21 protein-coding genes and 1 riboswitch are annotated in these 25,660 nt (G+C 55.6%); of the genes, 15 read left to right on the top strand and 6 right to left on the bottom strand.

Annotation, left to right across the window (positions count from 1 at the left end):
* Positions 1–235 precede the first annotated feature (235 nt).
* From secE to rpoC, 8 genes are all read left to right on the top strand, one after another.
* A complete protein-coding gene (secE, locus tag ACNY69_RS21485; RefSeq protein WP_111142233.1) occupies positions 236–619 on the top strand; it encodes a preprotein translocase subunit SecE in 384 nt (127 codons plus the stop codon).
* A 1-nt stretch (position 620) separates the two neighbouring features.
* On the top strand, positions 621–1,166 hold the full coding sequence (gene nusG / locus ACNY69_RS21480; protein ID WP_003848088.1) for a transcription termination/antitermination protein NusG: 546 nt from the start codon (positions 621–623) through the stop codon (positions 1,164–1,166).
* A gap of 149 nt (positions 1,167–1,315) precedes the next feature.
* Positions 1,316–1,744, top strand: coding sequence for a 50S ribosomal protein L11 (rplK, locus tag ACNY69_RS21475; RefSeq protein ID WP_006121495.1), 429 nt, complete (start codon positions 1,316–1,318; stop codon positions 1,742–1,744).
* 3 nt (positions 1,745–1,747) lie between these two features.
* Entirely contained in the window at positions 1,748–2,452 is a 705-nt protein-coding gene (gene rplA, locus ACNY69_RS21470; protein ID WP_009092662.1) for a 50S ribosomal protein L1, read from the top strand.
* Positions 2,453–2,809: 357 nt separating this feature from the next.
* Positions 2,810–3,307, top strand: a complete 498-nt coding sequence (gene rplJ, locus ACNY69_RS21465) for a 50S ribosomal protein L10 (protein ID WP_028722878.1) — start codon at positions 2,810–2,812, stop codon at positions 3,305–3,307.
* Between the two features lie 66 nt (positions 3,308–3,373).
* Positions 3,374–3,736 (top strand): 50S ribosomal protein L7/L12, encoded by a 363-nt coding sequence (rplL, locus tag ACNY69_RS21460; RefSeq protein ID WP_009092660.1) that lies wholly within the window; start codon positions 3,374–3,376, stop codon positions 3,734–3,736.
* A gap of 329 nt (positions 3,737–4,065) precedes the next feature.
* On the top strand, positions 4,066–8,094 hold the full coding sequence (gene rpoB, locus ACNY69_RS21455; protein ID WP_111141251.1) for a DNA-directed RNA polymerase subunit beta: 4,029 nt from the start codon (positions 4,066–4,068) through the stop codon (positions 8,092–8,094).
* 129 nt (positions 8,095–8,223) lie between these two features.
* A complete protein-coding gene (gene rpoC / locus ACNY69_RS21450) occupies positions 8,224–12,447 on the top strand; it encodes a DNA-directed RNA polymerase subunit beta' (protein WP_418800300.1) in 4,224 nt (1,407 codons plus the stop codon).
* A gap of 54 nt (positions 12,448–12,501) precedes the next feature.
* On the opposite strand, the gene ACNY69_RS21445 is transcribed toward rpoC, so the two are convergent.
* Positions 12,502–12,684 carry a DUF1127 domain-containing protein gene (locus ACNY69_RS21445; protein WP_111141249.1) on the bottom strand — a complete coding sequence of 61 codons (183 nt, stop codon included), beginning with the start codon at positions 12,682–12,684 and terminating at the stop codon, positions 12,502–12,504.
* 171 nt (positions 12,685–12,855) lie between these two features.
* Here ACNY69_RS21445 and ACNY69_RS21440 point away from each other — a divergent pair, with 171 nt between their 5' ends.
* The gene (locus ACNY69_RS21440) at positions 12,856–14,313 is read left to right on the top strand and encodes an aminotransferase-like domain-containing protein (protein ID WP_111141248.1); all 1,458 of its coding nucleotides are present in this window, start codon (positions 12,856–12,858) and stop codon (positions 14,311–14,313) included.
* A gap of 179 nt (positions 14,314–14,492) precedes the next feature.
* On the opposite strand, the gene thiE is transcribed toward ACNY69_RS21440, so the two are convergent.
* The 3 genes from thiE to rsd form a co-directional block, all read right to left on the bottom strand.
* Positions 14,493–15,128, bottom strand: coding sequence for a thiamine phosphate synthase (gene thiE, locus ACNY69_RS21435; protein ID WP_111141247.1), 636 nt, complete (start codon positions 15,126–15,128; stop codon positions 14,493–14,495).
* A 2-nt stretch (positions 15,129–15,130) separates the two neighbouring features.
* Positions 15,131–17,053, bottom strand: coding sequence for a phosphomethylpyrimidine synthase ThiC (thiC, locus tag ACNY69_RS21430; protein ID WP_418800296.1), 1,923 nt, complete (start codon positions 17,051–17,053; stop codon positions 15,131–15,133).
* Between the two features lie 87 nt (positions 17,054–17,140).
* Positions 17,141–17,241, bottom strand: a riboswitch (TPP riboswitch).
* Between the two features lie 151 nt (positions 17,242–17,392).
* Positions 17,393–17,899 (bottom strand): sigma D regulator, encoded by a 507-nt coding sequence (rsd, locus tag ACNY69_RS21425; protein WP_111141245.1) that lies wholly within the window; start codon positions 17,897–17,899, stop codon positions 17,393–17,395.
* Between the two features lie 89 nt (positions 17,900–17,988).
* On the opposite strand from rsd, the gene nudC reads away from it, so the two are divergent.
* The 6 genes from nudC (at position 17,989) to ACNY69_RS21395 (ending at position 22,385) form a co-directional block, all read left to right on the top strand.
* On the top strand, positions 17,989–18,759 hold the full coding sequence (gene nudC / locus ACNY69_RS21420; protein ID WP_111141244.1) for an NAD(+) diphosphatase: 771 nt from the start codon (positions 17,989–17,991) through the stop codon (positions 18,757–18,759).
* Between the two features lie 40 nt (positions 18,760–18,799).
* The gene (hemE, locus tag ACNY69_RS21415) at positions 18,800–19,867 is read left to right on the top strand and encodes a uroporphyrinogen decarboxylase (protein ID WP_418800293.1); all 1,068 of its coding nucleotides are present in this window, start codon (positions 18,800–18,802) and stop codon (positions 19,865–19,867) included.
* Positions 19,868–19,869: 2 nt separating this feature from the next.
* On the top strand, positions 19,870–20,538 hold the full coding sequence (nfi, locus tag ACNY69_RS21410; protein ID WP_111141242.1) for a deoxyribonuclease V: 669 nt from the start codon (positions 19,870–19,872) through the stop codon (positions 20,536–20,538).
* A gap of 63 nt (positions 20,539–20,601) precedes the next feature.
* On the top strand, positions 20,602–21,192 hold the full coding sequence (locus ACNY69_RS21405; RefSeq protein ID WP_111141241.1) for a YjaG family protein: 591 nt from the start codon (positions 20,602–20,604) through the stop codon (positions 21,190–21,192).
* Between the two features lie 188 nt (positions 21,193–21,380).
* Complete coding sequence (gene hupA / locus ACNY69_RS21400) at positions 21,381–21,653, top strand: nucleoid-associated protein HU-alpha (RefSeq protein WP_003850136.1); 273 nt, start codon at positions 21,381–21,383, stop codon at positions 21,651–21,653.
* Between the two features lie 69 nt (positions 21,654–21,722).
* Positions 21,723–22,385 carry a DUF1481 domain-containing protein gene (locus ACNY69_RS21395; RefSeq protein WP_367395993.1) on the top strand — a complete coding sequence of 221 codons (663 nt, stop codon included), beginning with the start codon at positions 21,723–21,725 and terminating at the stop codon, positions 22,383–22,385.
* Between the two features lie 31 nt (positions 22,386–22,416).
* Here the strand turns inward: ACNY69_RS21395 and purD are convergent, their stop codons facing one another.
* Together purD and purH are read right to left on the bottom strand one after the other, a co-directional pair.
* Complete coding sequence (gene purD, locus ACNY69_RS21390) at positions 22,417–23,697, bottom strand: phosphoribosylamine--glycine ligase (protein WP_111141239.1); 1,281 nt, start codon at positions 23,695–23,697, stop codon at positions 22,417–22,419.
* Between the two features lie 19 nt (positions 23,698–23,716).
* Positions 23,717–25,306 carry a bifunctional phosphoribosylaminoimidazolecarboxamide formyltransferase/IMP cyclohydrolase gene (purH, locus tag ACNY69_RS21385; RefSeq protein ID WP_367395995.1) on the bottom strand — a complete coding sequence of 530 codons (1,590 nt, stop codon included), beginning with the start codon at positions 25,304–25,306 and terminating at the stop codon, positions 23,717–23,719.
* Positions 25,307–25,660 lie beyond the last annotated feature (354 nt).

Genomic DNA, 25,660 nt, shown 5'->3' with positions numbered 1-25,660 from the left:
ATAATTACCGATAACGTTTGACGCAATGCACACGGAAAGGGCATCATTTGATGCCCTTTTTGCACGCTGTTTTATAGAACCTGGCTCATCAGTGATTTCTTCGATCATAATCATTGCTGAGACAGGCTCTGTCATGCGGCGTTAGATACCGAGTTACGCCTCAAAAGCTCATTCGGTTTGGACGCCTCGCACTGCGGGGCAGAATAGTTTCTGAATTATTGTGGCAGGTTGGTTTATGAGTGCGAATACCGAAGCTCAAGGGAGCGGGCGTGGCCTGGAAGCGGTAAAGTGGGTAGCAGTCGTGGTACTGCTGCTTGCGGCGATTGTAGGTAACTACCTCTATCGTGATGTATCACTGCCACTGCGCGCGTTAGCCGTAGTTGTACTGATTGCAGCGGCTGGCGGCATTGCGCTTTTAACGACCAAAGGCAAAGCGACCGTGGCTTTTGCTCGTGAAGCAAGAACAGAAATGCGTAAGGTTATCTGGCCAACCCGCCAGGAAACGCTGCACACCACGTTAATCGTTGCCGCGGTGACTGCCGTGATGTCACTGATTTTGTGGGGGCTGGATGGTATTCTGGTCCGTCTGGTATCGTTTATCACTGGCCTGAGGTTCTGAGATGTCTGAAGCTCCAAAGAAACGCTGGTACGTCGTACAGGCGTTTTCCGGTTTTGAAGGCCGCGTAGCTCAATCGCTGCGCGAGCATATCAAATTGCATAACATGGAAGAGCTGTTTGGCGACGTCATGGTTCCGACTGAAGAAGTCGTTGAGATTCGTGGTGGCCAGCGTCGTAAGAGCGAGCGCAAGTTTTTCCCGGGATATGTACTGGTTCAGATGGTGATGAATGACGCCAGCTGGCACCTGGTGCGCAGTGTCCCGCGCGTGATGGGTTTCATCGGCGGAACATCTGACCGTCCGGCACCGATCAGCGACAAAGAAGTTGATGCGATCATGAACCGTCTGCAGCAGGTCGGTGACAAGCCCCGTCCGAAAACGCTGTTTGAGCCAGGTGAAATGGTTCGTGTTAACGACGGTCCTTTTGCCGACTTTAACGGTGTCGTCGAAGATGTGGATTACGAGAAGAGCCGCCTGACGGTTTCCGTTTCCATCTTCGGACGTGCAACGCCGGTCGAACTCGACTTCGGTCAGGTGGAGAAAGGTTAACCTCTTTCCGCTCACAAATTAGCTGTTGCAGCAGGCGCGAAATTTAACTACAATTTCGCGCCTTTTGTTTTTATGCGCTGGCAACAGCGTATAAATCGTTATCACGGGGAGCCTTTTTACAGGCGCTATAACCCAATTGAGGAAATATCATGGCTAAGAAAGTCCAAGCCTACGTCAAGCTGCAGGTTGCAGCTGGTATGGCGAACCCAAGTCCACCGGTTGGTCCAGCTCTGGGTCAGCAGGGTGTTAACATCATGGAATTCTGTAAAGCGTTCAACGCCAAGACCGAATCTCTGGAAAAAGGTCTGCCGACTCCTGTTGTTATCACCGTATACAGCGACCGCTCTTTCACTTTCATTACCAAAACGCCTCCGGCTGCCGTACTGCTGAAAAAAGCAGCGGGCATCAAGTCTGGTTCTGGTAAGCCGAACAAAGATAAAGTCGGTAAAGTGACTCGTGCTCAGGTACGTGAAATCGCAGAAACCAAAGCTGCGGACATGACTGGTTCTGACGTTGAAGCGATGACTCGCTCAATCGAAGGTACTGCTCGTTCCATGGGCCTGGTAGTAGAGGACTAAGAAATGGCTAAGCTGACCAAGCGCATGACCGTAATTCGCGACAAAGTTGACGCGACCAAGCAGTATGACATTGCTGAAGCTGTTGCTCTGCTGAAAGAACTGGCTACTGCCAAGTTCGTTGAAAGCGTTGACGTTGCTGTCAACCTCGGCATCGATGCACGTAAATCTGATCAGAACGTACGCGGCGCGACCGTTCTGCCACACGGTACTGGTCGTTCAGTACGTGTTGCTGTCTTCACCCAGGGTGCTAACGCTGAAGCTGCTAAAGCAGCAGGCGCGGAGCTGGTTGGTATGGAAGACCTGGCTGAGCAGATCAAGAAAGGCGAAATGAATTTTGACGTTGTTATTGCTTCTCCGGATGCAATGCGCGTTGTTGGCCAGCTGGGCCAGATTCTGGGTCCACGCGGCCTGATGCCAAACCCGAAAGTTGGTACTGTAACGCCTAACGTTGCTGAAGCGGTTAAGAACGCTAAAGCGGGTCAGGTTCGTTATCGTAACGACAAAAACGGCATCATCCACACGACCATCGGTAAAGTGGACTTTGACGCTGACAAACTGAAAGAAAACCTGGAATCTCTGCTGGTTGCGCTGAAAAAAGCAAAACCCTCTCAGGCGAAAGGCGTGTACATCAAGAAAGTCAGCCTTTCAACCACCATGGGCGCCGGCGTTGCCGTTGACCAGGCGGGTCTGAACGCAACAGCAAACTAATTGCTGCTTGAAACGGGCGAAAAATTCACCTAGAATCTTACGCCCGTTGTTCTGTTATTAACAGAACAGGACACCAGAGAGCCGGAACGGAGCGTTATCGCTTTTCTTCTGCCTCTGCTGCGTCGCACAGAATTTAGGTTGGAGCCAGGCCTTATCCTGGCCTCCGTCCAAGACCGCAGGAGCGGCTTATCTCCGGATAAACTGCTTAATATCCTGCGTAGACGGTGACAGAACCAAAAGAATTTTTTCTTAGCTGGATTCTGCTCACCGTGTTCGAGCGCTTATTTCCCCTCGGGTGAATGAGTGAAGTGAGTTCCGGGGAAATCCTTTCCCGGTCAAATCCAGGAGCAAAAGCTAATGGCATTAAATCTTCAAGACAAACAAGCGATTGTTGCTGAAGTCAGCGAAGTAGCCAAAGGTGCGCTTTCAGCGGTTGTTGCGGATTCCCGTGGCGTTACCGTTGATAAAATGACCGAACTGCGTAAAGCAGGTCGTGAAGCTGGCGTTTACATGCGTGTTGTTCGTAACACCCTGCTGCGCCGCGTCGTTGAAGGTACTCAGTTTGAGTGCCTGAAAGACACGTTTGTTGGTCCGACCCTGATTGCATATTCTTTGGAACACCCGGGCGCTGCTGCTCGTCTGTTCAAAGATTTCGCGAAAGCGAATGCAAAATTTGAGGTCAAAGCTGCAGCCTTTGAAGGTGAGCTGATCACGGCGGCCAATATTGACCGTCTGGCAACGCTGCCGACTTACGAAGAAGCACTGGCACGTCTGATGTCGACCATGAAAGAAGCCGCTGCTGGCAAACTGGTCCGCACTCTGGCTGCTGTACGCGACGCAAAAGAAGCGGCTTAAGGCCAGACTCTTTTTCTTCGTGTTTGCTAACGTATAAACTTTTTCTGATTCTTAGGAACAATTGTTATGTCTATCACTAAAGACCAAATTCTGGAAGCTGTTGCAGCTATGTCCGTAATGGAAGTAGTTGAGCTGGTTTCTGCTATGGAAGAAAAATTCGGCGTTTCTGCTGCTGCTGCTGTAGCTGTTGCTGCGGGCCCGGCTGAAGCTGTTGAAGAAAAAACTGAATTCGACGTCGTACTGAAAGCTGTTGGCGCGAACAAAGTAGCAGTAATCAAAGCCGTACGTACTGCAACTGGTCTGGGCCTGAAAGAAGCCAAAGATCTGGTTGAAGCAACTGGCGTGATCAAAGAAGGCATCAGCAAAGATGACGCAGCTGCACTTGAAGCTGCTCTGAAAGAAGCTGGCGCTGAAGTTGAAGTTAAGTAAGACAACCCTCGGGTTGCAGTCTGAGTAGTTTCAGACTGATGGCTGGTGACTTTTTGGTCACCAGCCTTTTTGCGCTACAGGGTTTCAATGGGGTTTCACACTGTTTGTCCATTGCTACTCTTCAATATCTTTCTCTATCGACGACTTAATATACCGCTTTCCTGAGTGGGTTCCCTGCCTTCGCAAAAGCGATGAAATGATTTAAGCGTGATAGAAAGAGGTATTGCACTGCTGCCCCGCAGCCAGTGAATCAAACAAAATCGTGTTGCATGAACTGTCCTGTCAGGACGGACAGCGTGGGTCGACTTGTCAGCTAGCTGAGGAACCCTATGGTTTACTCCTATACCGAGAAAAAACGTATTCGTAAGGATTTTGGTAAACGTCCACAAGTACTGGACATACCTTATCTCCTTTCCATCCAGCTCGACTCGTTCCAGAAGTTTATCGAGCAAGATCCAGAAGGTCAGTACGGGCTGGAAGCTGCATTCCGCTCTGTATTCCCTATTGCGAGCTACAGCGGCAACTCTGAGCTGCAGTATGTCAGCTATCGCCTGGGCGAACCTGTCTTTGACGTGAAAGAGTGTCAGATCCGTGGCGTGACCTATTCGGCACCGCTGCGCGTGAAACTGCGTCTGGTGATCTATGAGCGCGAAGCGCCAGAAGGCACCGTAAAAGATATTAAAGAACAAGAAGTCTACATGGGCGAAATTCCGCTCATGACCGACAACGGTACCTTTGTCATCAACGGTACCGAGCGCGTTATCGTTTCTCAGCTGCACCGTAGTCCTGGCGTGTTCTTTGACAGCGATAAGGGTAAAACCCACTCTTCGGGTAAAGTGCTTTATAACGCACGTATCATCCCTTACCGCGGTTCATGGCTCGACTTTGAGTTTGACCCGAAAGATAACCTGTTTGTCCGTATTGACCGTCGTCGTAAGCTGCCGGCCACTATCATCCTGCGTGCGTTACAGTTCACGACGCCTCAGATCCTCGATCTCTTCTTTGAGAAAGTGGTCTTTGAAATCCGTGACAACAAGCTGCAGATGGAGCTGGTACCTGAGCGCCTGCGCGGTGAAACTGCGACCTTCGATATCGAAGCGAACGGCACCGTCTACGTCGAAAAAGGTCGCCGCATCACTGCGCGCCATATCCGTCAGCTGGAAAAAGATGGCATTCAGCACATCGAAGTTCCGGTTGAATATATCGCGGGCAAAGTGGTCGCGAAAGATTACATCGATGAGAGCACCGGTGAGCTGATTGTTGCAGCGAACATGGAGCTGTCGCTGGATCTGCTGGCTAAACTGAGCCAGTCCGGTCACAAGCGCATCGAAACGCTGTTCACCAACGATCTGGACCACGGTCCATATATGTCTGAGACCCTGCGTGTTGACCCAACCAGCGATCGCCTGAGCGCCCTGGTTGAGATCTACCGCATGATGCGTCCTGGTGAGCCGCCAACGCGTGAAGCCGCAGAGAACCTGTTCGAAAACCTCTTCTTCTCTGAAGATCGTTACGACCTGTCTGCTGTCGGCCGTATGAAATTCAACCGCTCATTGCTGCGTGATGAAATCGAAGGTTCGGGTATCCTGAGCAAAGAAGACATCATCGAAGTGATGAAGAAGCTGATCGACATCCGTAACGGTAAAGGCGAAGTGGACGATATCGACCACCTCGGCAACCGTCGTATTCGTTCAGTCGGCGAAATGGCTGAGAACCAGTTCCGCGTGGGTCTGGTCCGTGTTGAGCGTGCGGTTAAAGAGCGTCTGTCACTGGGCGATCTGGATACCCTGATGCCACAGGACATGATCAACGCTAAGCCGATTTCGGCTGCGGTCAAAGAGTTCTTTGGTTCAAGCCAGCTGTCTCAGTTCATGGACCAGAACAACCCGCTGTCAGAGATTACGCACAAACGTCGTATCTCTGCTCTCGGCCCGGGTGGTCTGACGCGTGAGCGTGCCGGCTTCGAAGTGCGTGACGTACACCCAACGCACTACGGTCGTGTCTGCCCAATCGAGACCCCTGAAGGTCCGAACATCGGTCTGATCAACTCCTTGTCTGTTTATGCGCAGACCAATGAGTACGGTTTCCTTGAAACCCCGTATCGCCGTGTGATCGATGGCCTGGTCTCTGACGAGATTCATTACCTCTCTGCTATCGAAGAGGGTAACTACGTTATCGCACAGGCGAACGCCCCGCTGGATGACAACGGCGCGTTTGTGGATGACCTGGTCACCTGCCGTAGCAAAGGCGAATCGAGCCTGTTCAGCCGCGATCAGGTTGACTACATGGACGTTTCCACCCAGCAGGTGGTTTCTGTCGGTGCATCCCTGATCCCGTTCCTGGAACACGATGACGCCAACCGTGCTCTGATGGGTGCGAACATGCAACGTCAGGCCGTTCCGACTCTGCGTGCTGATAAGCCGCTGGTGGGTACCGGTATGGAACGTGCTGTTGCCGTTGACTCCGGTGTTACCGCCGTTGCTAAACGTGGCGGTACCGTTCAGTACGTTGACGCATCACGTATCGTGATCAAGGTGAACGAAGATGAGATGTATGCTGGCGAAGCCGGTATCGACATCTATAACCTGACCAAATACACCCGTTCTAACCAGAACACCTGTATCAACCAGATGCCATGTGTCTCTCTGGGTGAGCCGGTTGAACGTGGTGATGTGCTGGCTGATGGCCCGTCCACCGATCTGGGTGAACTGGCGCTGGGTCAGAACATGCGCGTCGCGTTCATGCCGTGGAACGGTTACAACTTCGAAGACTCCATCCTGGTCTCCGAGCGCGTGGTGCAGGAAGATCGCTTTACCACCATCCACATTCAGGAACTGGCTTGCGTGTCGCGTGACACCAAACTGGGGCCGGAAGAGATCACCGCTGACATCCCGAACGTGGGTGAAGCCGCACTCTCTAAACTGGATGAGTCAGGCATCGTCTACATCGGTGCTGAAGTGACCGGTGGTGACATTCTGGTCGGTAAGGTAACGCCGAAAGGTGAAACCCAGCTGACGCCAGAAGAGAAACTGCTGCGCGCGATCTTCGGTGAAAAAGCCTCTGACGTGAAAGATTCGTCACTGCGCGTACCGAATGGCGTGTCAGGTACCGTGATCGACGTTCAGGTCTTTACCCGCGATGGCGTGGAAAAAGACAAACGTGCGCTGGAAATCGAAGAGATGCAGCTGAAGCAGGCGAAGAAAGACCTGTCTGAAGAGCTGCAGATTCTGGAAGCGGGCCTGTTCAGCCGTATTCAGAACGTCCTGATCTCCGGTGGCGTTGAAGCAGACAAACTGGACAAGCTGCCGCGTGAGCGCTGGCTGGAGCTGGGTCTGAACGACGAAGCTAAGCAAAACCAGCTGGAACAGCTGGCCGAGCAGTACGACGAACTGAAGCACGAGTTTGAGAAGAAACTCGAAGGTAAGCGTCGTAAGATCACCCAGGGCGATGATCTGGCACCAGGCGTGCTGAAAATCGTTAAGGTTTATCTGGCCGTTAAGCGTCAGATTCAGCCGGGTGACAAGATGGCAGGTCGTCACGGTAACAAAGGTGTTATCTCCAAGATCAACCCGATCGAAGATATGCCTTACGATGAAAACGGCACGCCGGTCGACATCGTTCTGAACCCGCTGGGCGTACCATCGCGTATGAACATCGGTCAGATTCTGGAAACCCACCTGGGTATGGCGGCGAAAGGCATCGGCGAGAAGATCAACGCCATGCTGAAGAAGCAGGAAGAAGTCGCGAAACTGCGCGAATTCATCCAGCGCGCCTATGACCTGGGTACTGACCTGCGTCAGAGAGTTGACCTGAACACCTTCTCCGATGACGAAGTTCTGCGTCTGGCTGAGAACCTGAAGAAAGGTATGCCTATCGCCACTCCGGTGTTTGATGGCGCGAAAGAGAGCGAAATCAAAGAGCTGTTACAGCTCGGCGGCTTGCCTTCTTCCGGTCAGATTACCCTGTTTGACGGCCGTACCGGTGAGCAGTTCGAACGTCAGGTTACCGTTGGCTACATGTACATGCTGAAACTTAACCACCTGGTTGATGACAAGATGCATGCACGTTCTACCGGTTCCTACAGCCTGGTTACTCAGCAGCCGCTGGGTGGTAAGGCGCAGTTCGGTGGTCAGCGCTTTGGTGAGATGGAAGTATGGGCACTGGAAGCTTACGGTGCCGCCTATACCCTGCAGGAAATGCTTACCGTTAAGTCTGATGACGTCAACGGCCGTACCAAGATGTATAAAAACATCGTTGACGGCAACCATCAGATGGAACCGGGCATGCCGGAATCCTTCAACGTACTGTTGAAAGAGATTCGCTCGCTGGGTATCAACATCGAGCTGGAAGACGAGTAACCCCATTTCAGGCAGCGGTTCGCCGTTGCCTGAAAGCGCCGGGTTTAAAGCGCTCGCAATTGTACTGGTTACGGGGCGTTCAATTTCGGTTGGACGCCCCCTGAGTCTCACTCCGACGGGAGCTAATCCGTGAAAGACTTACTTAAGTTTCTGAAAGCGCAAACTAAGACCGAAGAGTTTGATGCGATCAAAATTGCGCTGGCTTCGCCAGACATGATCCGTTCCTGGTCTTTTGGTGAAGTGAAAAAGCCAGAAACCATTAACTACCGTACTTTCAAGCCAGAGCGCGATGGTCTGTTCTGTGCCCGTATCTTCGGGCCGGTAAAAGACTATGAGTGCCTGTGCGGTAAGTATAAGCGCCTGAAACACCGTGGTGTGATTTGTGAGAAGTGCGGCGTTGAAGTGACCCAGACTAAAGTACGCCGTGAGCGTATGGGCCACATCGAACTGGCGTCGCCGACTGCGCACATCTGGTTCCTGAAGTCACTGCCATCGCGTATCGGCTTACTGCTGGATATGCCGCTGCGTGACATCGAGCGCGTGCTCTACTTTGAATCTTACGTGGTAATCGAAGGTGGCATGACCAACCTCGAGAAGCGTCAGATCCTGACTGAAGAGCAGTACCTTGATGCACTGGAAGAGTTCGGTGACGAGTTCGACGCTAAAATGGGCGCCGAAGCGATCCAGGCCCTGTTGAAAAACATGGATCTGGAGCAGGAGTGCGAGCAGCTGCGTGAAGAGCTGAACGAAACCAACTCCGAAACCAAACGCAAAAAACTGACCAAGCGTATCAAGCTGCTGGAAGCGTTCGTACAGTCTGGTAACAAGCCAGAGTGGATGATCCTGACCGTGCTGCCTGTTCTGCCACCGGATCTGCGTCCGCTGGTTCCGCTGGATGGTGGTCGTTTCGCAACGTCGGATCTGAACGATCTCTATCGTCGCGTGATCAACCGTAACAACCGTCTGAAGCGCCTGCTGGATCTGGCTGCGCCAGACATCATCGTGCGCAACGAAAAGCGTATGCTGCAGGAAGCAGTAGATGCCCTGCTGGATAACGGTCGTCGCGGTCGTGCGATCACCGGTTCCAACAAGCGTCCGCTGAAATCGCTGGCAGACATGATCAAAGGTAAGCAGGGTCGTTTCCGTCAGAACCTGCTGGGTAAACGTGTCGACTACTCTGGTCGTTCCGTTATCACCGTTGGTCCATACCTGCGTCTGCATCAGTGCGGCCTGCCGAAGAAAATGGCACTCGAGCTGTTCAAACCGTTCATTTACGGCAAGCTGGAACTGCGTGGCCTGGCCACCACCATCAAAGCCGCGAAGAAAATGGTTGAGCGCGAAGAAGCGGTTGTCTGGGATATCCTCGACGAAGTGATCCGTGAGCACCCGGTTCTGCTGAACCGTGCGCCTACGCTGCACCGTCTGGGTATTCAGGCCTTTGAACCGGTTCTGATCGAAGGTAAAGCGATTCAGCTTCACCCGCTGGTCTGTGCGGCCTATAACGCCGACTTCGATGGTGACCAGATGGCTGTTCACGTACCGCTGACGCTGGAAGCCCAGCTGGAAGCGCGTGCGCTGATGATGTCGACCAACAACATCCTGTCACCTGCGAACGGCGAGCCAATCATCGTTCCTTCTCAGGACGTTGTACTGGGTCTGTACTACATGACCCGTGACTGTGTTAACGCCAAAGGCGAAGGCATGGTGCTGACTGGCCCGAAAGAAGCTGAGCGTATTTATCGCGCTGGCCTCGCGTCTCTGCATGCTCGCGTGAAGGTGCGTATCACCGAACACGAGAAAAATGAGCAGGATGAGTGGGTCGCAAAAACCAGCCTGATTGACACAACTATCGGTCGCGCCATCCTGTGGATGATCGTGCCAAAAGGTCTGCCTTACTCCATCGTTAACCAGGCGCTGGGTAAAAAAGCTATCTCCAAAATGCTGAACACCTGTTACCGCATTCTGGGCCTGAAGCCGACCGTTATCTTCGCTGACCAGACCATGTATACCGGTTTCGCCTACGCTGCCCGTTCAGGCGCGTCAGTCGGCATCGACGACATGGTGATCCCAGAGAAGAAAGTGGAAATCATCACCGAAGCGGAAGCGGAAGTGGCTGAGATCCAGGAGCAGTTCCAGTCGGGTCTGGTTACCGCCGGCGAACGTTACAACAAAGTCATCGATATCTGGGCCGCAGCTAACGAACGTGTTGCCAAGGCGATGATGGAAAACCTCTCAACAGAAACCGTGATTAACCGTGACGGCGAAGAAGAGAAACAGGTTTCCTTTAACAGCATCTTTATGATGGCCGACTCCGGTGCGCGTGGTTCTGCTGCACAGATTCGTCAGCTGGCCGGTATGCGTGGTCTGATGGCGAAGCCGGATGGCTCGATCATTGAAACACCCATCACGGCGAACTTCCGTGAAGGGCTGAACGTACTCCAGTACTTCATCTCAACCCACGGTGCGCGTAAAGGTCTTGCGGATACCGCACTGAAAACAGCGAACTCCGGTTATCTGACGCGTCGTCTGGTTGACGTTGCTCAGGACCTGGTTGTGACTGAAGATGACTGTGGTACACACGAAGGCATCATGATGACGCCAGTCATCGAAGGTGGCGACGTGAAAGAGCCGCTGCGTGAACGTGTACTGGGTCGTGTGACTGCTGAAGACGTTCTGAAGCCAGGTACTGCAGATATTCTGGTCCCACGCAACACCCTGCTCGATGAGCACTGGTGTGACGTGCTGGAACTGAACTCTGTAGACAGCCTGAAAGTTCGCTCTGTTGTAGGTTGTGAAACCGACTTTGGTGTGTGTGCGCATTGCTACGGTCGCGACCTGGCACGCGGTCACATCATCAACAAAGGTGAAGCGATCGGTGTTATCGCGGCACAGTCCATCGGTGAGCCGGGTACACAGCTGACGATGCGTACGTTCCACATCGGTGGTGCGGCATCGCGTGCGGCTGCTGAATCCAGCATTCAGGTGAAGAACAAAGGTACCATCAAGCTGACCAACGCCAAGTCGGTAACGAACTCGGCCGGTAAGCTGGTGATCACCTCGCGTAACGTCGAACTGAAAATGATCGATGAATTTGGTCGTACCAAAGAGAGCTATAAAGTTCCTTACGGTTCTACCATGGCGAAAGGTGATGGTGAGCAGGTTGCTGCGGGCGAGACCGTGGCGAACTGGGATCCGCATACCATGCCAGTTATCACCGAAGTGGGCGGTTTCATTCGCTTCACGGACATGATCGATGGCCAGACCATTACCCGTCAGACAGATGACTTAACCGGTCTGTCTTCGCTGGTGGTTCTGGACAGTGCTGAGCGTACGTCAGGCGGTAAAGATCTGCGTCCTGCGCTGAAAATTGTTGATGCCAGCGGCAACGACGTTCTGATCCCGGGCACCGACATGCCGGCTCAGTACTTCCTGCCAGGTAAAGCGATTGTTCAGCTGGAAGATGGCGTGAAAATCAGTGCCGGTGACACCCTGGCGCGTGTACCGCAGGAATCGGGCGGTACCAAGGATATTACCGGTGGTCTGCCACGCGTTGCTGACCTGTTCGAAGCGCGTCGTCCGAAAGAGCCAGCAATCCTGGCGGAGATCAGCGGCATCATCTCCTTCGGTAAAGAGACCAAAGGTAAACGTCGTCTGGTGATCACTCCGCTGGATGGCAGCGAGCCATACGAAGAGATGATTCCGAAATGGCGTCAGCTGAACGTGTTCGAAGGTGAACGTGTTGAGCGCGGTGACGTGGTTTCCGATGGCCCAGAGTCTCCACATGACATCCTGCGTCTGCGTGGCGTGCATGCGGTGACCCGTTACATCACTAACGAAGTGCAGGAAGTTTACCGCCTGCAGGGCGTTAAGATTAACGATAAGCACATCGAAGTCATCGTTCGTCAGATGCTGCGTAAAGCCACCATCGTGAGCGCAGGCGGTGCAGACTTCCTGGAAGGTGAGCAGGCTGAGTACTCTCGCATCAAGATCTCTAACCGTGATCTGGAAGCGAACGGAAAAGTGGGCGCAACCTACGTGCGTGACCTGCTGGGTATTACCAAAGCGTCACTGGCTACCGAATCGTTCATCTCTGCTGCATCGTTCCAGGAGACCACCCGTGTCCTGACCGAAGCCGCAGTAGCAGGCAAGCGCGACGAACTGCGCGGCCTGAAAGAGAACGTGATCGTGGGTCGTCTGATCCCGGCCGGTACCGGTTATGCGTACCATCAGGATCGTATGCGTCGCAAAGCGGCAGGCGAAGTACCCGTTGTACCGCAGGTGACTGCGGATGAAGCATCAGCCAGCCTGGCTGAACTGCTGAACGCCGGTCTCGGCGGCAACAAAGACGATTAATCGTCCCCGCCTGATAAAAAACCCTGCTCCGGCAGGGTTTTTTTTATCTCTTTTTCAGGCTTTCCACTCATTACGGCGGATGCCAATATCCCTGAGCTGCTGGTCACTCAGCTTCGACAGAATGGCAGTGGTCTCCCGCCGCAGCTGCCAGCGTCTGAAACAGCGCCACAGATAACGAACCAGGTGGTAAGGCGTACCGGTAAATGGCTTAGCTGCGCGATTCTCATCGTATCCCATGATAGTGCCCTCAGTGATGTGAGAGGCTATTTTCCGCAAAGCGGTCTGTATGATACAGATTCAAAAATCACCTTTTTTTAACATACAGATTGCGGTAAACACGATCTGAATGGTAAAAACGGAGCTCAACTGTACTTGTTACTGCTCAGCATCTGAGCCGGAGTAAATACAATGACCCGTTATGAACATCTGGCTTCGCTGCTGGCTCAGCGCATCGAACAGGGGCTGTACCGCAGTGGGGAACGTCTGCCTTCGGTGCGTACCCTCAGTGCTGAACATGGCGTCAGTATCAGTACGGTACAGCAGGCTTATCATCTGCTGGAAGAGAAGCAGATGATCACGCCGCAGTCACGCTCCGGCTACTTTGTCGCCGCCTGTAAATCGACACCGCCGATCCCGGCGCTGACGCGCCCCGTGCAGCGGCCGGTGGAGGTCACACAGTGGGATGCGGTGCTGGAGCTGATTAACGGTCGGCTGGAAGAGGATGTCCTGCAGCTGGGCAGCGGGATGCCCGATCTGACGCAGCCGACGCTTAAGCCGCTCTGGAAAGCGTTCGGCCGCCAGGCGCAGAAGCAGGAAACCGCGCTGCTTAACTATGACAATCTTTATGGCGTACTCGCGCTGCGACAGCAGATAGCACGGCTGGCGATCGATAGCGGCTGCCAGCTCACGGCCGGGGAGATTGTGATTACCACCGGCTGTCACGAAGCGTTATCCGTTAGCGTCCGGGCGGTCTGCGAGCCGGGTGATATTATTGCCGTTGAGTCACCGTCGTTTCACGGCATTATGCAGACGCTGCGCGGCTTTGGCATCCGCGCCATCGAGATCCCGACCGATGCGGCGACCGGCATCAGTCTGGAGGCGCTGGAACTGGCCTTCGACCAGTGGCCGATCAAAGCTGTTGTGGTTGTGCCGAACTGTAATAATCCGCTGGGATTTATCATGCCGGAGTCGCGTAAGCGGGCGTTGCTGGCGCTGGCGCAGCGGTTTGACGCCGCGATTATCGAAGATGATGTGTATGGTGAACTGGCCTGGGACTATCCGCGGCCTCCGGCTATCAAAGCGTTTGATCTGGACGGCCGGGTTCTGCTCTGCAGCTCCTTTTCAAAAACGCTGGCGCCGGGTTTGCGTGTCGGCTGGGTGGTACCCGGCCGCTATCGTGACCGCGTACTGCATATGAAATATATCGTTACCGGCTCCACCGCCACGCAGCCTCAGCATGCGGTCTCCGAATTTATCCGTCAGGGCCATTATCAGCCCCATCTGCGCCGGATGCGGCAGATCTATCACCGCAACTATGAACGCTTCAGCTGCTGGGTGCGCCACTACTTTCCCTGCGGTATCTGCGTGTCACGTCCTCAGGGCGGCTTTCTGATGTGGATCGAACTCCCCGAGGCCTTCGACGCGGTCCGGCTTAACCGTGAACTGCGCGAGTCGAAAATACAGATCGCCGTAGGTTCACTGTTTTCGGCCTCAGGTAAATACCGTAACTGCCTGCGTCTGAACTACGGCCTGCCTGTTAACGAACAGACTGAACAGGCACTGGCACAGGTCGGGGCGGCCGTTGAACGCGCGATGATCTCATGTCAGCATGAGACGCCAGGCCCGGCCTCCGCGCTGACATCGTGAACAAGGAGGCAGGGCCGGCAAGAGGAGTGAACCGGCCCTGGTCAGATAACCTTAACCTGACGACGCCCACGTTAAGGCTCTGCACCCCAGCGCGCCAGCGGCAACTTTCTCTTCTGCGACAGGCTTTCCGCAGAGCATACCGGTGTTACCCGTTTTGCCGTCGCGCTGCGGAACAGATCTCAGCATCCCTGCCCATCGCCTTCGGTCAGCGCCAGCAGCGTCGCGGTGGCGGCACGCCAGTCCTCCGCCTGGGTAATCGCACTCACCACCGCAATGCTGCCCACGCCGGTAGCCAGCACCCCGGGCGCACGGGCTATCGAGATCCCGCCAATCGCCACGGTAGGGATGTCGGTCAGACGGGCCAGATGCTGTTTCAGCTGCTCAAGGCCCTGCGGCGCAGACGGCATCGCTTTGGTCTGAGTCGGGAATATATGGCCCAGCGCGATGTAAGAGGGCTGGATCGCCAGGGCGCGATCCAGTTCCGCATCATCATGGGTCGAGATCCCCAGCCGTAAGCCGGCCTGCCGAATGCGGTCAAGATCGGCGACATCCAGATCCTCCTGCCCCAGATGCACGCCATAAGCCTGATGCTTTATCGCCAGCGCCCAGTAATCATTGATAAACAGGCGCGCATCGTAACGTTTCCCCAGCGCAATCGCCTGCGCAATGGCAGGCTCAGCGATCGCCTCGGGCTGATCTTTGATGCGCAGCTGGATCGTGCGGACGCCCGCCTCCAGCAGGCGGGCGATCCAGTCGGGGCTGTCAACCACCGGATAAAGCCCCAGGCGCGGGGCGGTAGCAGGAAATGCGGGCATCGTTAATCCTCCTTCAGGGTGTCGGCGGGGTGATAGAGTTCACCGCCGTGGCGACGAAAACGGTCTGACATCTGCGCCATGCCTACGGTGACAGGCTCGGCGCGCGTATCCTGGCGGGCGGCGAACGCGCGCACCTCCTGGGAAATTTTCATCGAGCAGAATTTCGGGCCGCACATTGAGCAGAAGTGCGCCACCTTGCCCGACGCCTGCGGCAGGGTTTCGTCATGCATCGTCCGGGCGGTGTGGGGATCGAGGGCCAGATTGAACTGATCTTCCCAGCGGAATTCAAAGCGTGCTTTGGACATCGCGTTATCGCGGATCTGCGCGCCCGGATGGCCTTTCGCCAGATCGGCGGCGTGCGCCGCGATTTTGTAGGTGATCAATCCCTGTTTCACATCCTCCTTGTTCGGCAGGCCCAGATGCTCTTTAGGGGTGACGTAACAGAGCATGGCGCAGCCAAACCAGCCGATCATGGCGGCGCCGATACCGGAGGTGAAATGGTCATAGCCGGGCGCGATATCGGTGGTCAGTGGGCCAAGCGTGTAGAAGGGCGCTTCATCGCACAGGTCGAGCTGTTCGGTCATGTTGCGGCGGATCATGTGCATCGGCACATGGCCCGGCCCTTCAATCATCACCTGAACGTCATACTCCCAGGCGATGCGGGTCAGTTCGCCCAGGGTGCGCAGCTCGGCAAACTGCGCCTCATCGTTGGCATCCTGAATCGAACCCGGACGTAAACCGTCACCCAGTGACAGGGCGACATCATAAGCGGCGCAGATTTCACAGATTTCCCGGAAATGCTGATAGAGAAAGTTCTCCTGATGGTGCGACAGACACCATTTCGCCATGATCGACCCGCCGCGTGACACAATGCCGGTCAGCCGCTTCGCCGTCATCGGCACATAGCGCAGCAGCACGCCCGCGTGGATGGTGAAGTAATCCACCCCCTGTTCCGCCTGCTCAAGCAGCGTATCCCGGAAGATCGTCCAGTTCAGCGACTCGGCCACGCCATTCACTTTTTCCAGCGCCTGATAGATCGGGACGGTGCCGATGGGCACCGGGCTGTTGCGCAGGATCCATTCGCGCGTTTCATGGATATAGCGTCCGGTGGAGAGATCCATCACCGTATCGGCGCCCCAGCGGGTGGACCAGACCAGCTTCTCCACTTCCTCTTCAATGGAAGAGGTCACCGCGGAATTGCCGATATTGGCGTTGACCTTCACCAGAAAGTTGCGGCCGATGATCATCGGTTCCGATTCAGGGTGGTTGATATTGGCCGGGATGATGGCGCGACCGGCCGCTACCTCCTGCCGCACGAACTCGGGCGTTATCGCGGCGGGCAGATGTGCGCCAAAACTGTGGCCCGGATGCTGTTGCAGCAGCACCTCCGCGCGGATGCGTTCCCGGCCCATATTTTCCCGCAGAGCGATGAACTCCATCTCCGGGGTAACGATCCCCTGACGGGCGTAGTGCAGCTGCGTAACGCGGCGGCCTGCGCGGGCGCGTCGCGGGGTCGGCAGCTGGTCGAAACGCAGGTGGTCCAGCCCCTCATCGGCCAGCCGCTGCTGGGTATAGCCGGAGCTGTTCTGGCTCAGTGGTTCACTGTCGTCGCGTTCTGCAATCCAGCCGGCGCGCAGCTTCGCCAGACCACGATGCACATCGATCTCTGCGGCGGGATCGCCATAGGCACCCGCCGTGTCATAGACCGGCACGGCTTCATTCTGCTCATAAAGTGGCGCTTCTTTACTGCCGCCGGTATGGGTCGGCGTCATTTCGATTTCCCGCATCGGCACGCGGATATCGTCCCGGCTGCCGGTTATCCAGATGCGACGGGAGCGGGGAAACGCACTGCCACCCCGCAGGGAGTGGATAAACGCCTGCGCCTGGGCGCGTTGTTCACGACGGGTCATTTTAGGGTCAGACATAGCAATCTTCCTGTTAAAGGGAAACGATGCTTGTCCGGAGTCCGGAAGGAGTAAGCGTACAGACAGCGCACAACGGCTGGCAGACAGCGACTGATTACTCTTGTTCCCTTCGCAGGTTCTAACCTGATCAGGTTCCGCGGATCCCGAATTAACGGTCTCAGCCCGGATGGGCACTCCGACAAGAAGCGGTTTTTACGCAGGCGCTTAGCGCAGCCTCAGCGGTAAAAACGTGATATTTCAACACACAAATAAAAAAGGTTCTTTGGCGTCTCTGCCTCAGAACCTGTTCAGCATAAAAGGGCTATCGGATAATCTCAATACCCCTGTTACGAATCGGCATTATGCCGGACGGGCGATCTGGCTGTCGTTGGCCACGGGCGGCGCGGCCAGCTGATTATCCCACGCGAGCTGGATCAGCTTATCTTCCAGCGTAAAGCGCGCTTCCAGCACCTCGCCCACTTCGGACAGTGCCTGCTGGAAGGTCATGCAGTTCTCATCGTCAATCGCCTGCTGCAGGTGACCATCATACAGCTGCATCAGACGCTCCGTATTCGCTTCCAGCGGCGGGTAGATCTGCGCAGCGGCAATCATCGGGCTGTCACCACTCATCTCATTGATGACGCGCTCATAGATGCTGAAGTGACCTGCAGAAAGGTAATCGACCAGGCTGTGACAGAAGTTGTCCAGCGCCTGCTCATCCAGACGCGTCAGCGCCTCTTTGTTGGGTTTAAGACCGACGAGGTGATAATAGTTCACCAGCAGCTGACGACGGGCTTCAAGCCATGAATCGACCAGTTCATTACTGCCACCTACGCGTTCAGCCAGGACTTCTAACTGGTTAAGCATATCTAACTCCATGTGAGTTATAGTTGTTTATCTACACACTTAACATCAGGGCTTCAGCGTGCGATTTGACGCTAAGGATGACGAAATAAATGCAATGCGAAATCTCAAGCGTAGACGCTGGATGGTGGATTGTCAGCCATGAACAGAAACTTTGGTTGCCACAAGGTGATTTACCCCACGGAAACGCCGAAAAATTTGGTTTAACGGGCAGTAAAGCCCGGACGATTGGGGAGTGGCAGGGTGAAAAAGTCTGGCTGATTTGCGAGCCGCGCTCAGCAGAGATGTTTTCGGTGCGGCAGCTGATCGATCAGGATGTGGAACTGTTTCAGCTGGCCGGACGCGGCGTGCAGCTGGCAGAGTTCTACCGCTCTCATCGCTGGTGCGGCTACTGCGGGCATGAAATGCATCACAGCAAACATGAGTTTGCCTGTCTGTGCAGCCATTGTCGCGAACGCTACTATCCGCAGATCGCACCCTGCATCATTGTGGCTATCCGTCGCGGCGATGAGATCCTGCTGGCGAATCATGCCCGGCATCGCAACAAGGTTTACACCGTACTGGCGGGGTTTGTCGAGGTCGGCGAAACCCTGGAGCAGGCCGTCGCCCGCGAGGTCATGGAAGAGAGCAATATCCGCATCAAAAACGTCCGTTATGTCACCTCCCAGCCGTGGCCCTTCCCGCAATCTCTGATGACGGCGTTTATGGCGGAGTATGAAAGTGGCGATCTGCAGCACGATGGCAAAGAGCTGCTGGATGCGGCCTGGTTCCGTTTCGATGATCTGCCGCTGCTGCCTCCGCCGGGCACCGTGGCGCGCCGCCTGATTGAAGATACCGTCGCCCTGTGCCGCGCGGAAGCGTGAAAGTGCTACACTACACGCCTGTTATTGAGAGAGTGTTGAGATGAGTGAACTGAAGAACGATCGTTATTTGCGTGCCCTGTTACGTCAGCCGGTCGATGTCACGCCGGTATGGATGATGCGACAAGCCGGGCGCTATTTGCCGGAGTACAAAGCGACGCGCGCCCAGGCGGGTGACTTTATATCGCTGTGTAAAAACGCCGAGCTGGCCTGCGAAGTGACTCTGCAGCCGCTGCGCCGTTATCCGCTGGATGCCGCCATCCTCTTCAGTGACATCCTGACTATTCCGGATGCGATGGGACTGGGACTCTATTTTGAAGCGGGTGAAGGTCCGCGTTTCGCTAACCCTGTGACCTGCCGTGCAGACGTTGAGCGTTTACCGGTGCCCGATCCGGAAATGGAGCTGGGCTATGTGATGAATGCCGTCCGCACCATCCGTAAAAATCTCAACGGCGAACTGCCGCTGATTGGCTTCTCGGGCAGCCCCTGGACGCTGGCGACCTATATGGTCGAAGGCGGCAGCAGCAAGGCCTTTACCCGCATCAAAAAGATGATGTATGCCGAGCCCGCGACGCTGCACGCAATGCTGGACAAGCTGGCCGACAGCGTCATTCTCTATCTCAACGCGCAGATCCGCGCCGGTGCGCAGTCCGTGATGGTGTTTGACACCTGGGGCGGCGTGCTGACCGGTCGTGATTACCGCGAGTTTTCACTCCACTACATGCACAAAATTGTCGATGGCCTGCTGCGTGAAAACGACGGCCGCCGGGTGCCGGTGACGCTGTTCACCAAAGGGGGCGGACAGTGGCTGGAAGCGATGGCGGCCACCGGCTGTGATGCGCTGGGTCTCGACTGGACCACCGATATCGATGACGCACGCCGTCGCGTAGGCGACAAAGTGGCGCTCCAGGGCAATATGGACCCCTCTATGCTCTATGCGGCCCCTGAGCGTATCGAACAGGAAGTGGCGGGTATCCTTGAGCGCTTTGGCGCGGGCACCGGCCACGTCTTCAATCTGGGGCACGGTATTCATCAGGATGTCCCGCCAGAAAATGCCGGCGTCTTTGTGGAGGCGGTGCACCGTCTGTCACGTCCCTGGCATCAGGAGTAATCATGGATATTGCCGCACTTCGCGCTGAGCAGCTTCAACGCGCCGCTGACGTGGTGCGTGAAGATGACTTTGACGTACTGCCGCCCCGCTTTATTGGCGGAGCGGACGTAGGATTCGAACAGGAGGGCGCGATCACGCGGGCGGCGATGGTCGTGCTGGAATATCCCTCGCTGAAGCTGGTGGAGCACCGCATCGCCCGTATTGAAACCACCATGCCCTATATTCCGGGCTTCCTCTCGTTCCGGGAATATCCGGCGCTGATGGCGGCGTGGGAGATGCTGGAGCAGAAGCCTGACCTGCTGTTTGTGGATGGACACGGTATCTCCCATCCCAGACGGCTCGGCGTCGCGTCACATTTTGGCCTGCTGGTGGATGTCCCGACGATTGGGGTCGCCAAGCGCCGCCTGTGTGGCCGTTTTGAAGAGCCTGACGCGCAGCCTGGCAGTCGTCAGCCGCTGATGGACAAAGGCGAACAGATAGGCTGGGTCTGGCGCAGCAAGCAGCGCTGCAATCCGCTGTTTGTCGCCACGGGGCATCGGGTCAGCCTGGATACCGCGCTACAGTGGGTTGAAAATTGTACGCGCGGTTACCGTCTGCCGGAACCGACACGCTGGGCGGATGCGGTCGCCTCCAACCGAACCGCTTTCCAGCGCTGGCAAAACGCGCTTTAACACTGTTTGTGCTGCGCTTTTGCAGTTACACTGCGGCCAGCGAAACGAATAAGAGCCACCTTTATGTTACAAAATCCCGTTCATCTGCGTCTGGCGAAGCTGCAAAGCTGGCAGCACCTGACTTTTATGGCCTGCCTCTGCGAACGCATGTATCCCAACTATCACGCATTCTGCGAGCAGACTGAATTTGCCGAACCGGCACTCTATCGTCGTATTCTTGATCTGATCTGGGAAAGCCTGACGGTCAAAGATGCGAAGATTAACTTCGACAGCCAGCTGGAAAAGCTCGAAGCCGCCATTCCTGATGGCGATGCGTTTGAGGTTTACGGCGTCTATCCGGCTATCGATGCCTGCGTGGCATTGAGCGAAGTCGTTCATGCGCAGCTGAGCGGGGAAACGCTTGAGCATGCCATTGAAGTCAGCAGGACCTCAATTACGACGGTGGCCATGCTGGAAATGACCCAGGCAGGGCGCGAGATGACCGACGAAGAGCTGCGTGAAAACCCGGCTGTCATTGATGAGTGGGACCTTCAGTGGGAGATTTTCCGCCTGCTGGCGGAGTGTGAAGAGCGCGACCTGGAATTGATTAAGGGTCTGCGATCTGACCTGCGTGAAGCGGGAATTAGCAACATTGGTATAAATTTCCAGCAGTAAGGCGATAAAACGTGACTTCAGGCCCGAATTAGCGCGCCTGGAGGCTTCACATCGGCCCCCTCTCTGGTCTACATTTGGGGGGCTGAAAATTGTGGCTATCGGTGCGTGCAGGCAGAAGAGTGCCAGAATATGGCTTTTCCCTCGCACTCGTTGCTTAGCAAGCGATAAATACACTTTAAGGATAACTTATGAACAAGACTCAACTGATTGATGTGATCGCAGAAAAAGCTGACCTGTCTAAAACCCAGGCAAAGGCAGCGCTGGAATCAACTCTGGCTGCGATCACTGAGTCTCTGAAAGATGGTGATGCTGTACAACTGGTTGGTTTTGGTACTTTTAAAGTGAACCACCGCGCTGAGCGTACCGGTCGTAACCCGCAGACTGGCAAAGAGATCAAAATCGCTGCAGCAAACGTACCGGCATTCGTGTCTGGTAAAGCGCTGAAAGACGCCGTTAAGTAAGACGTCGCACTGCGGTTAAGCTTTAAAACAGGGGGCGTTTCGCCCCTTTTGTTTAAGAGGCCTGCCATCATGACCCCGCTGTTTCAGCGTTTATCTGTTCTCTCTCTCTCCCTGTTTCTTTTTGGCTGTAGCACCACCCCGGATATTCCTCCCTTTTCTGCCAGCGGCTATCTTGCCGATCGCGGCGTCGTGCGTATCTGGCGCAAAAACAACGATCATCAGTCAGTACATATCCGTACTCTCTATACGCCGTTCAGCGGCGGTGAGGGGGAGGTAACGGACTATGTCTGGCTGGAGGATGCCCTGACCAGCATTCAGCGGCAGGTAAAGGGGAATGCGCCCGATGATGTGACCCTGCGCTTTGACCAGGCGGGCGGCCTTACCTTTATGCAGCGTCAGCTTGCAGGACGCCGAGAAGCGGTCAGCCCCGATGCAGTTGAGCTCTATAAGTTTGATGCGCAGCGGATGCGTAACCTCAGCGATGCGCTGCTGAGCGGCCGTGTGTTTCTCCGGCAGGGACACTGGCAGGGAAACGGGAGAGTGACCCTTTGTGAAGGCCAGCAGGTCAGACCGGCATTTGACGCTGATGCGGTGCAGATGCTGATACAGCAGCAGAGTAATGCGCCGGCACCGCTGATGGTGTCATGGCTTGAAGCGCCGGAAGGCGTCCAGCTGTTGCGGATGAGCCAGCAGGATGCGTGCTCACAGCAGCCGACAGAAGACGATATGTGAAGGGAAAGGGGGCACCGGGTGCCCCCTGAACTTATTTGCGATTAATCGCGCGGTAGCCGATATCGTGACGGCAGAAGCTGCCCTGCCACGAGATAGGCTTTGTCAGCTCATAGGCGCGCTGCTGGGCGGCGGCCACATCCTCACCCAGCGCAGTGACACAGAGCACGCGGCCGCCGTTGGTCAGTACCCGATCCTCTTCCAGACGGGTTCCGGCATGGAAGACCTTACCATCCGCAACTTCTTCCAGTGGCAGACCATGGATCTGATCGCCCTGCGCGTAGTCACCCGGATAACCGCCTGCCGCCAGCACCACGCCCAGCGCAGGACGGGGATCCCACTCTGACGTTTTTTGATCCAGCTTACCGTCGCAGGCGGCCAGGCAAAGATCGACCAGATCCGACTGCAGGCGCAGCATGATCGGCTGCGTTTCCGGATCGCCAAAGCGGCAGTTGAATTCGATCACTTTCGGCTGACCGGTGTGATCGATCATCAGTCCGGCATAGAGAAAACCGGTGTAGACGTTGCCTTCAGCGGCCATGCCACGCACGGTCGGCCAGATAACCTGATCCATGACACGCTGGTGGATCTCATCCGTCACAACCGGAGCCGGTGAATAAGCCCCCATTCCGCCGGTATTCGGTCCGGTGTCGCCGTCGCCGACACGTTTATGATCCTGGCTGGTGGCCATCGGCAGCACATGTTCGCCATCGACCATAACGATAAAGCTGGCTTCTTCACCCTCAAGAAACTCTTCAATCACGATGCGGTGTCCGGCATCGCCAAAAGCGTTACCGGCCAGCATATCCTGCACCGCCTCTTCGGCTTCCTGCAGCGTCATCGCGACAATCACGCCTTTACCCGCCGCCAGGCCATCGGCCTTAATGACGATAGGCGCGCCTTTCTCGCGCAGCCAGGCCAGAGCCGGCTCAACTTCGGTGAAGTTCTGGTAAGCGGCGCTGGGGATCTGATGACGCGCCAGGAAATCCTTGGTAAACGCTTTCGATCCTTCCAGCTGTGCAGCGGCCTGGGTCGGGCCAAAGATTTTAAGCCCGGCCTCACGGAAAGCATCGACCACGCCAGTCACCAGCGGGGCTTCCGGCCCGACAATCGTCAGATCGATCTTTTCACGCCGGGCAAACTCAAGCAGGGCAGGGATATCGGTCGCGCTGATGGCGACATTCTGCAATGCTGGCTCCAGTGCCGTTCCGGCGTTACCCGGCGCAACGAACACGGTTTCCGCCAGCGGCGACTGAGCGGCTTTCCAGGCCAGCGCATGTTCACGTCCGCCGTTGCCGATTACTAAAATTTTCATCTGTTACTCTCCGGAGTGATTAATGGCGGAAGTGGCGCATGTCGGTGAAGATCATGGCAATGCCGTGCTCATCCGCAGCCGCGATCACTTCTTCATCGCGGATAGAGCCGCCAGGCTGGATCACACAGCTCACACCCACTGCGGCTGCGGCATCAATACCGTCGCGGAAGGGGAAGAACGCATCCGACGCCATCGCCGAGCCTTTAACTTCCAGACCTTCATCACCTGCTTTAATACCCGCAATCTTCGCGGAATAGACGCGGCTCATCTGCCCGGCGCCGATACCGATCGTCATGCCGTCGCGTGCATAAACGATGGCGTTCGATTTCACAAATTTGGCCACCTTCCAGCAGAACAGCGCATCACGCAGCTCCTGTTCTGACGGCTGACGCTTGCTGACAACGCGCAGCTGGCTGGCGTCGACCATGCCGAGATCGCGATCCTGAACCAGCAGGCCGCCGTTCACACGTTTGAAATCCAGCGCCGCCGTGCGGGTCTGCCACTGACCGCAAATCAGCACACGAACGTTCTGCTTAGTTGCGGTGATTTTCAGGGCCGCATCGGAAACGGCCGGAGCGATGATCACCTCGACGAACTGACGGCTGATAATCGCCTGCGCCGTTGCTTCATCCAGCTCGCGGTTAAAGGCGATGATGCCGCCGAATGCGGAGGTCGGGTCGGTCTGATAAGCGCGGTCATAGGCTGAAAGCAGGCTGTCACCGGTTGCCACGCCGCAGGGGTTGGCATGCTTGACGATAACGCAGGCGGGCTCGCTGAACTCTTTCACACACTCCAGCGCCGCGTCTGTGTCGGCAATGTTGTTATAGGAGAGTGCCTTGCCCTGAACCTGTTGCGCCGTCGCTACCGAGGCTTCAGCAATGTTCTCTTCTATATAGAAGGCGGCATCCTGATGGCTGTTTTCACCGTAGCGCATATCCTGCTTCTTAATGAAGTTCAGATTCAGGGTACGAGGGAAGCGGCCGGCAGGCTGATTACGTTCGCCGTGATAGGCGGGCACAAGACTGCCGAAGTAGTTAGCGATCATGCTGTCGTACGAGGCAGTGTGTTCAAACGCCTTAATCGCCAGATCGAATCGGGTCTCAAGCGTCAGGCCATTCTCATGGGCATCCATCTCAGCGATGATCGCCTCGTAGTCGCCACTGCTGACCACGATAGCCACATCCTTATGGTTCTTGGCAGCCGAGCGCACCATGGTCGGGCCGCCGATATCAATGTTCTCTACGGCATCTTCCAGTGAACATCCTTCACGGGCAACCGTCTGTGCAAAGGGATAAAGATTAACGACCACCATGTCGATTGGGCTGATGTCATGCTGCGCCATGATGGCATCATCCTGGCCGCGACGACCTAAAATGCCGCCATGCACTTTCGGATGCAGGGTTTTGACACGTCCATCCATCATTTCCGGGAAGCCGGTGTAGTCAGAGACTTCGGTGACAGCCAGACCCGCCTCTGCCAGCAGGCGAGCGGTTCCACCTGTAGAGAGCAGTTCAACACCGCGATGGGAGAGCGCCTGAGCAAATTCGAGGATACCGGCTTTGTCAGAGACACTGAGCAAGGCGCGGCGTACAGGACGAGGTTGTTGCATGGTGGTTTATCCCTTGGCTTTGTTTCGCGTATATAAGAGCGTTACATCAGGTTTTAGCGCACTTTTCTCTTCTCTATAAGAAGTAAAAAATCAAAAACCTCAGGTAACGCCCCGAAAAGGGGTAGCCGTAACGCTGTCCGGCATTGTAGCGAAAACGTTTGCGTGATGCTCGTCTAAATTCATCTCACCCATGCAGTGTGGATAACATTGTGCGTAACTGCGTATAACAGCGGCTTTTGCTGTGGAATGCAGCGAACACGCTTTTTTATGCAATTTATGGGTTGCGTCGCCTGAACAACTCCCTATAATGCGCCTCCATCAACACGGCACACCGGCAACGGGAAACGGATTGAG

This window comes from Pantoea graminicola (assembly GCF_048452665.1).
GTDB lineage: Bacteria > Pseudomonadota > Gammaproteobacteria > Enterobacterales > Enterobacteriaceae > Pantoea.
This window is presented reverse-complemented; position numbering and strand designations above follow the sequence as displayed.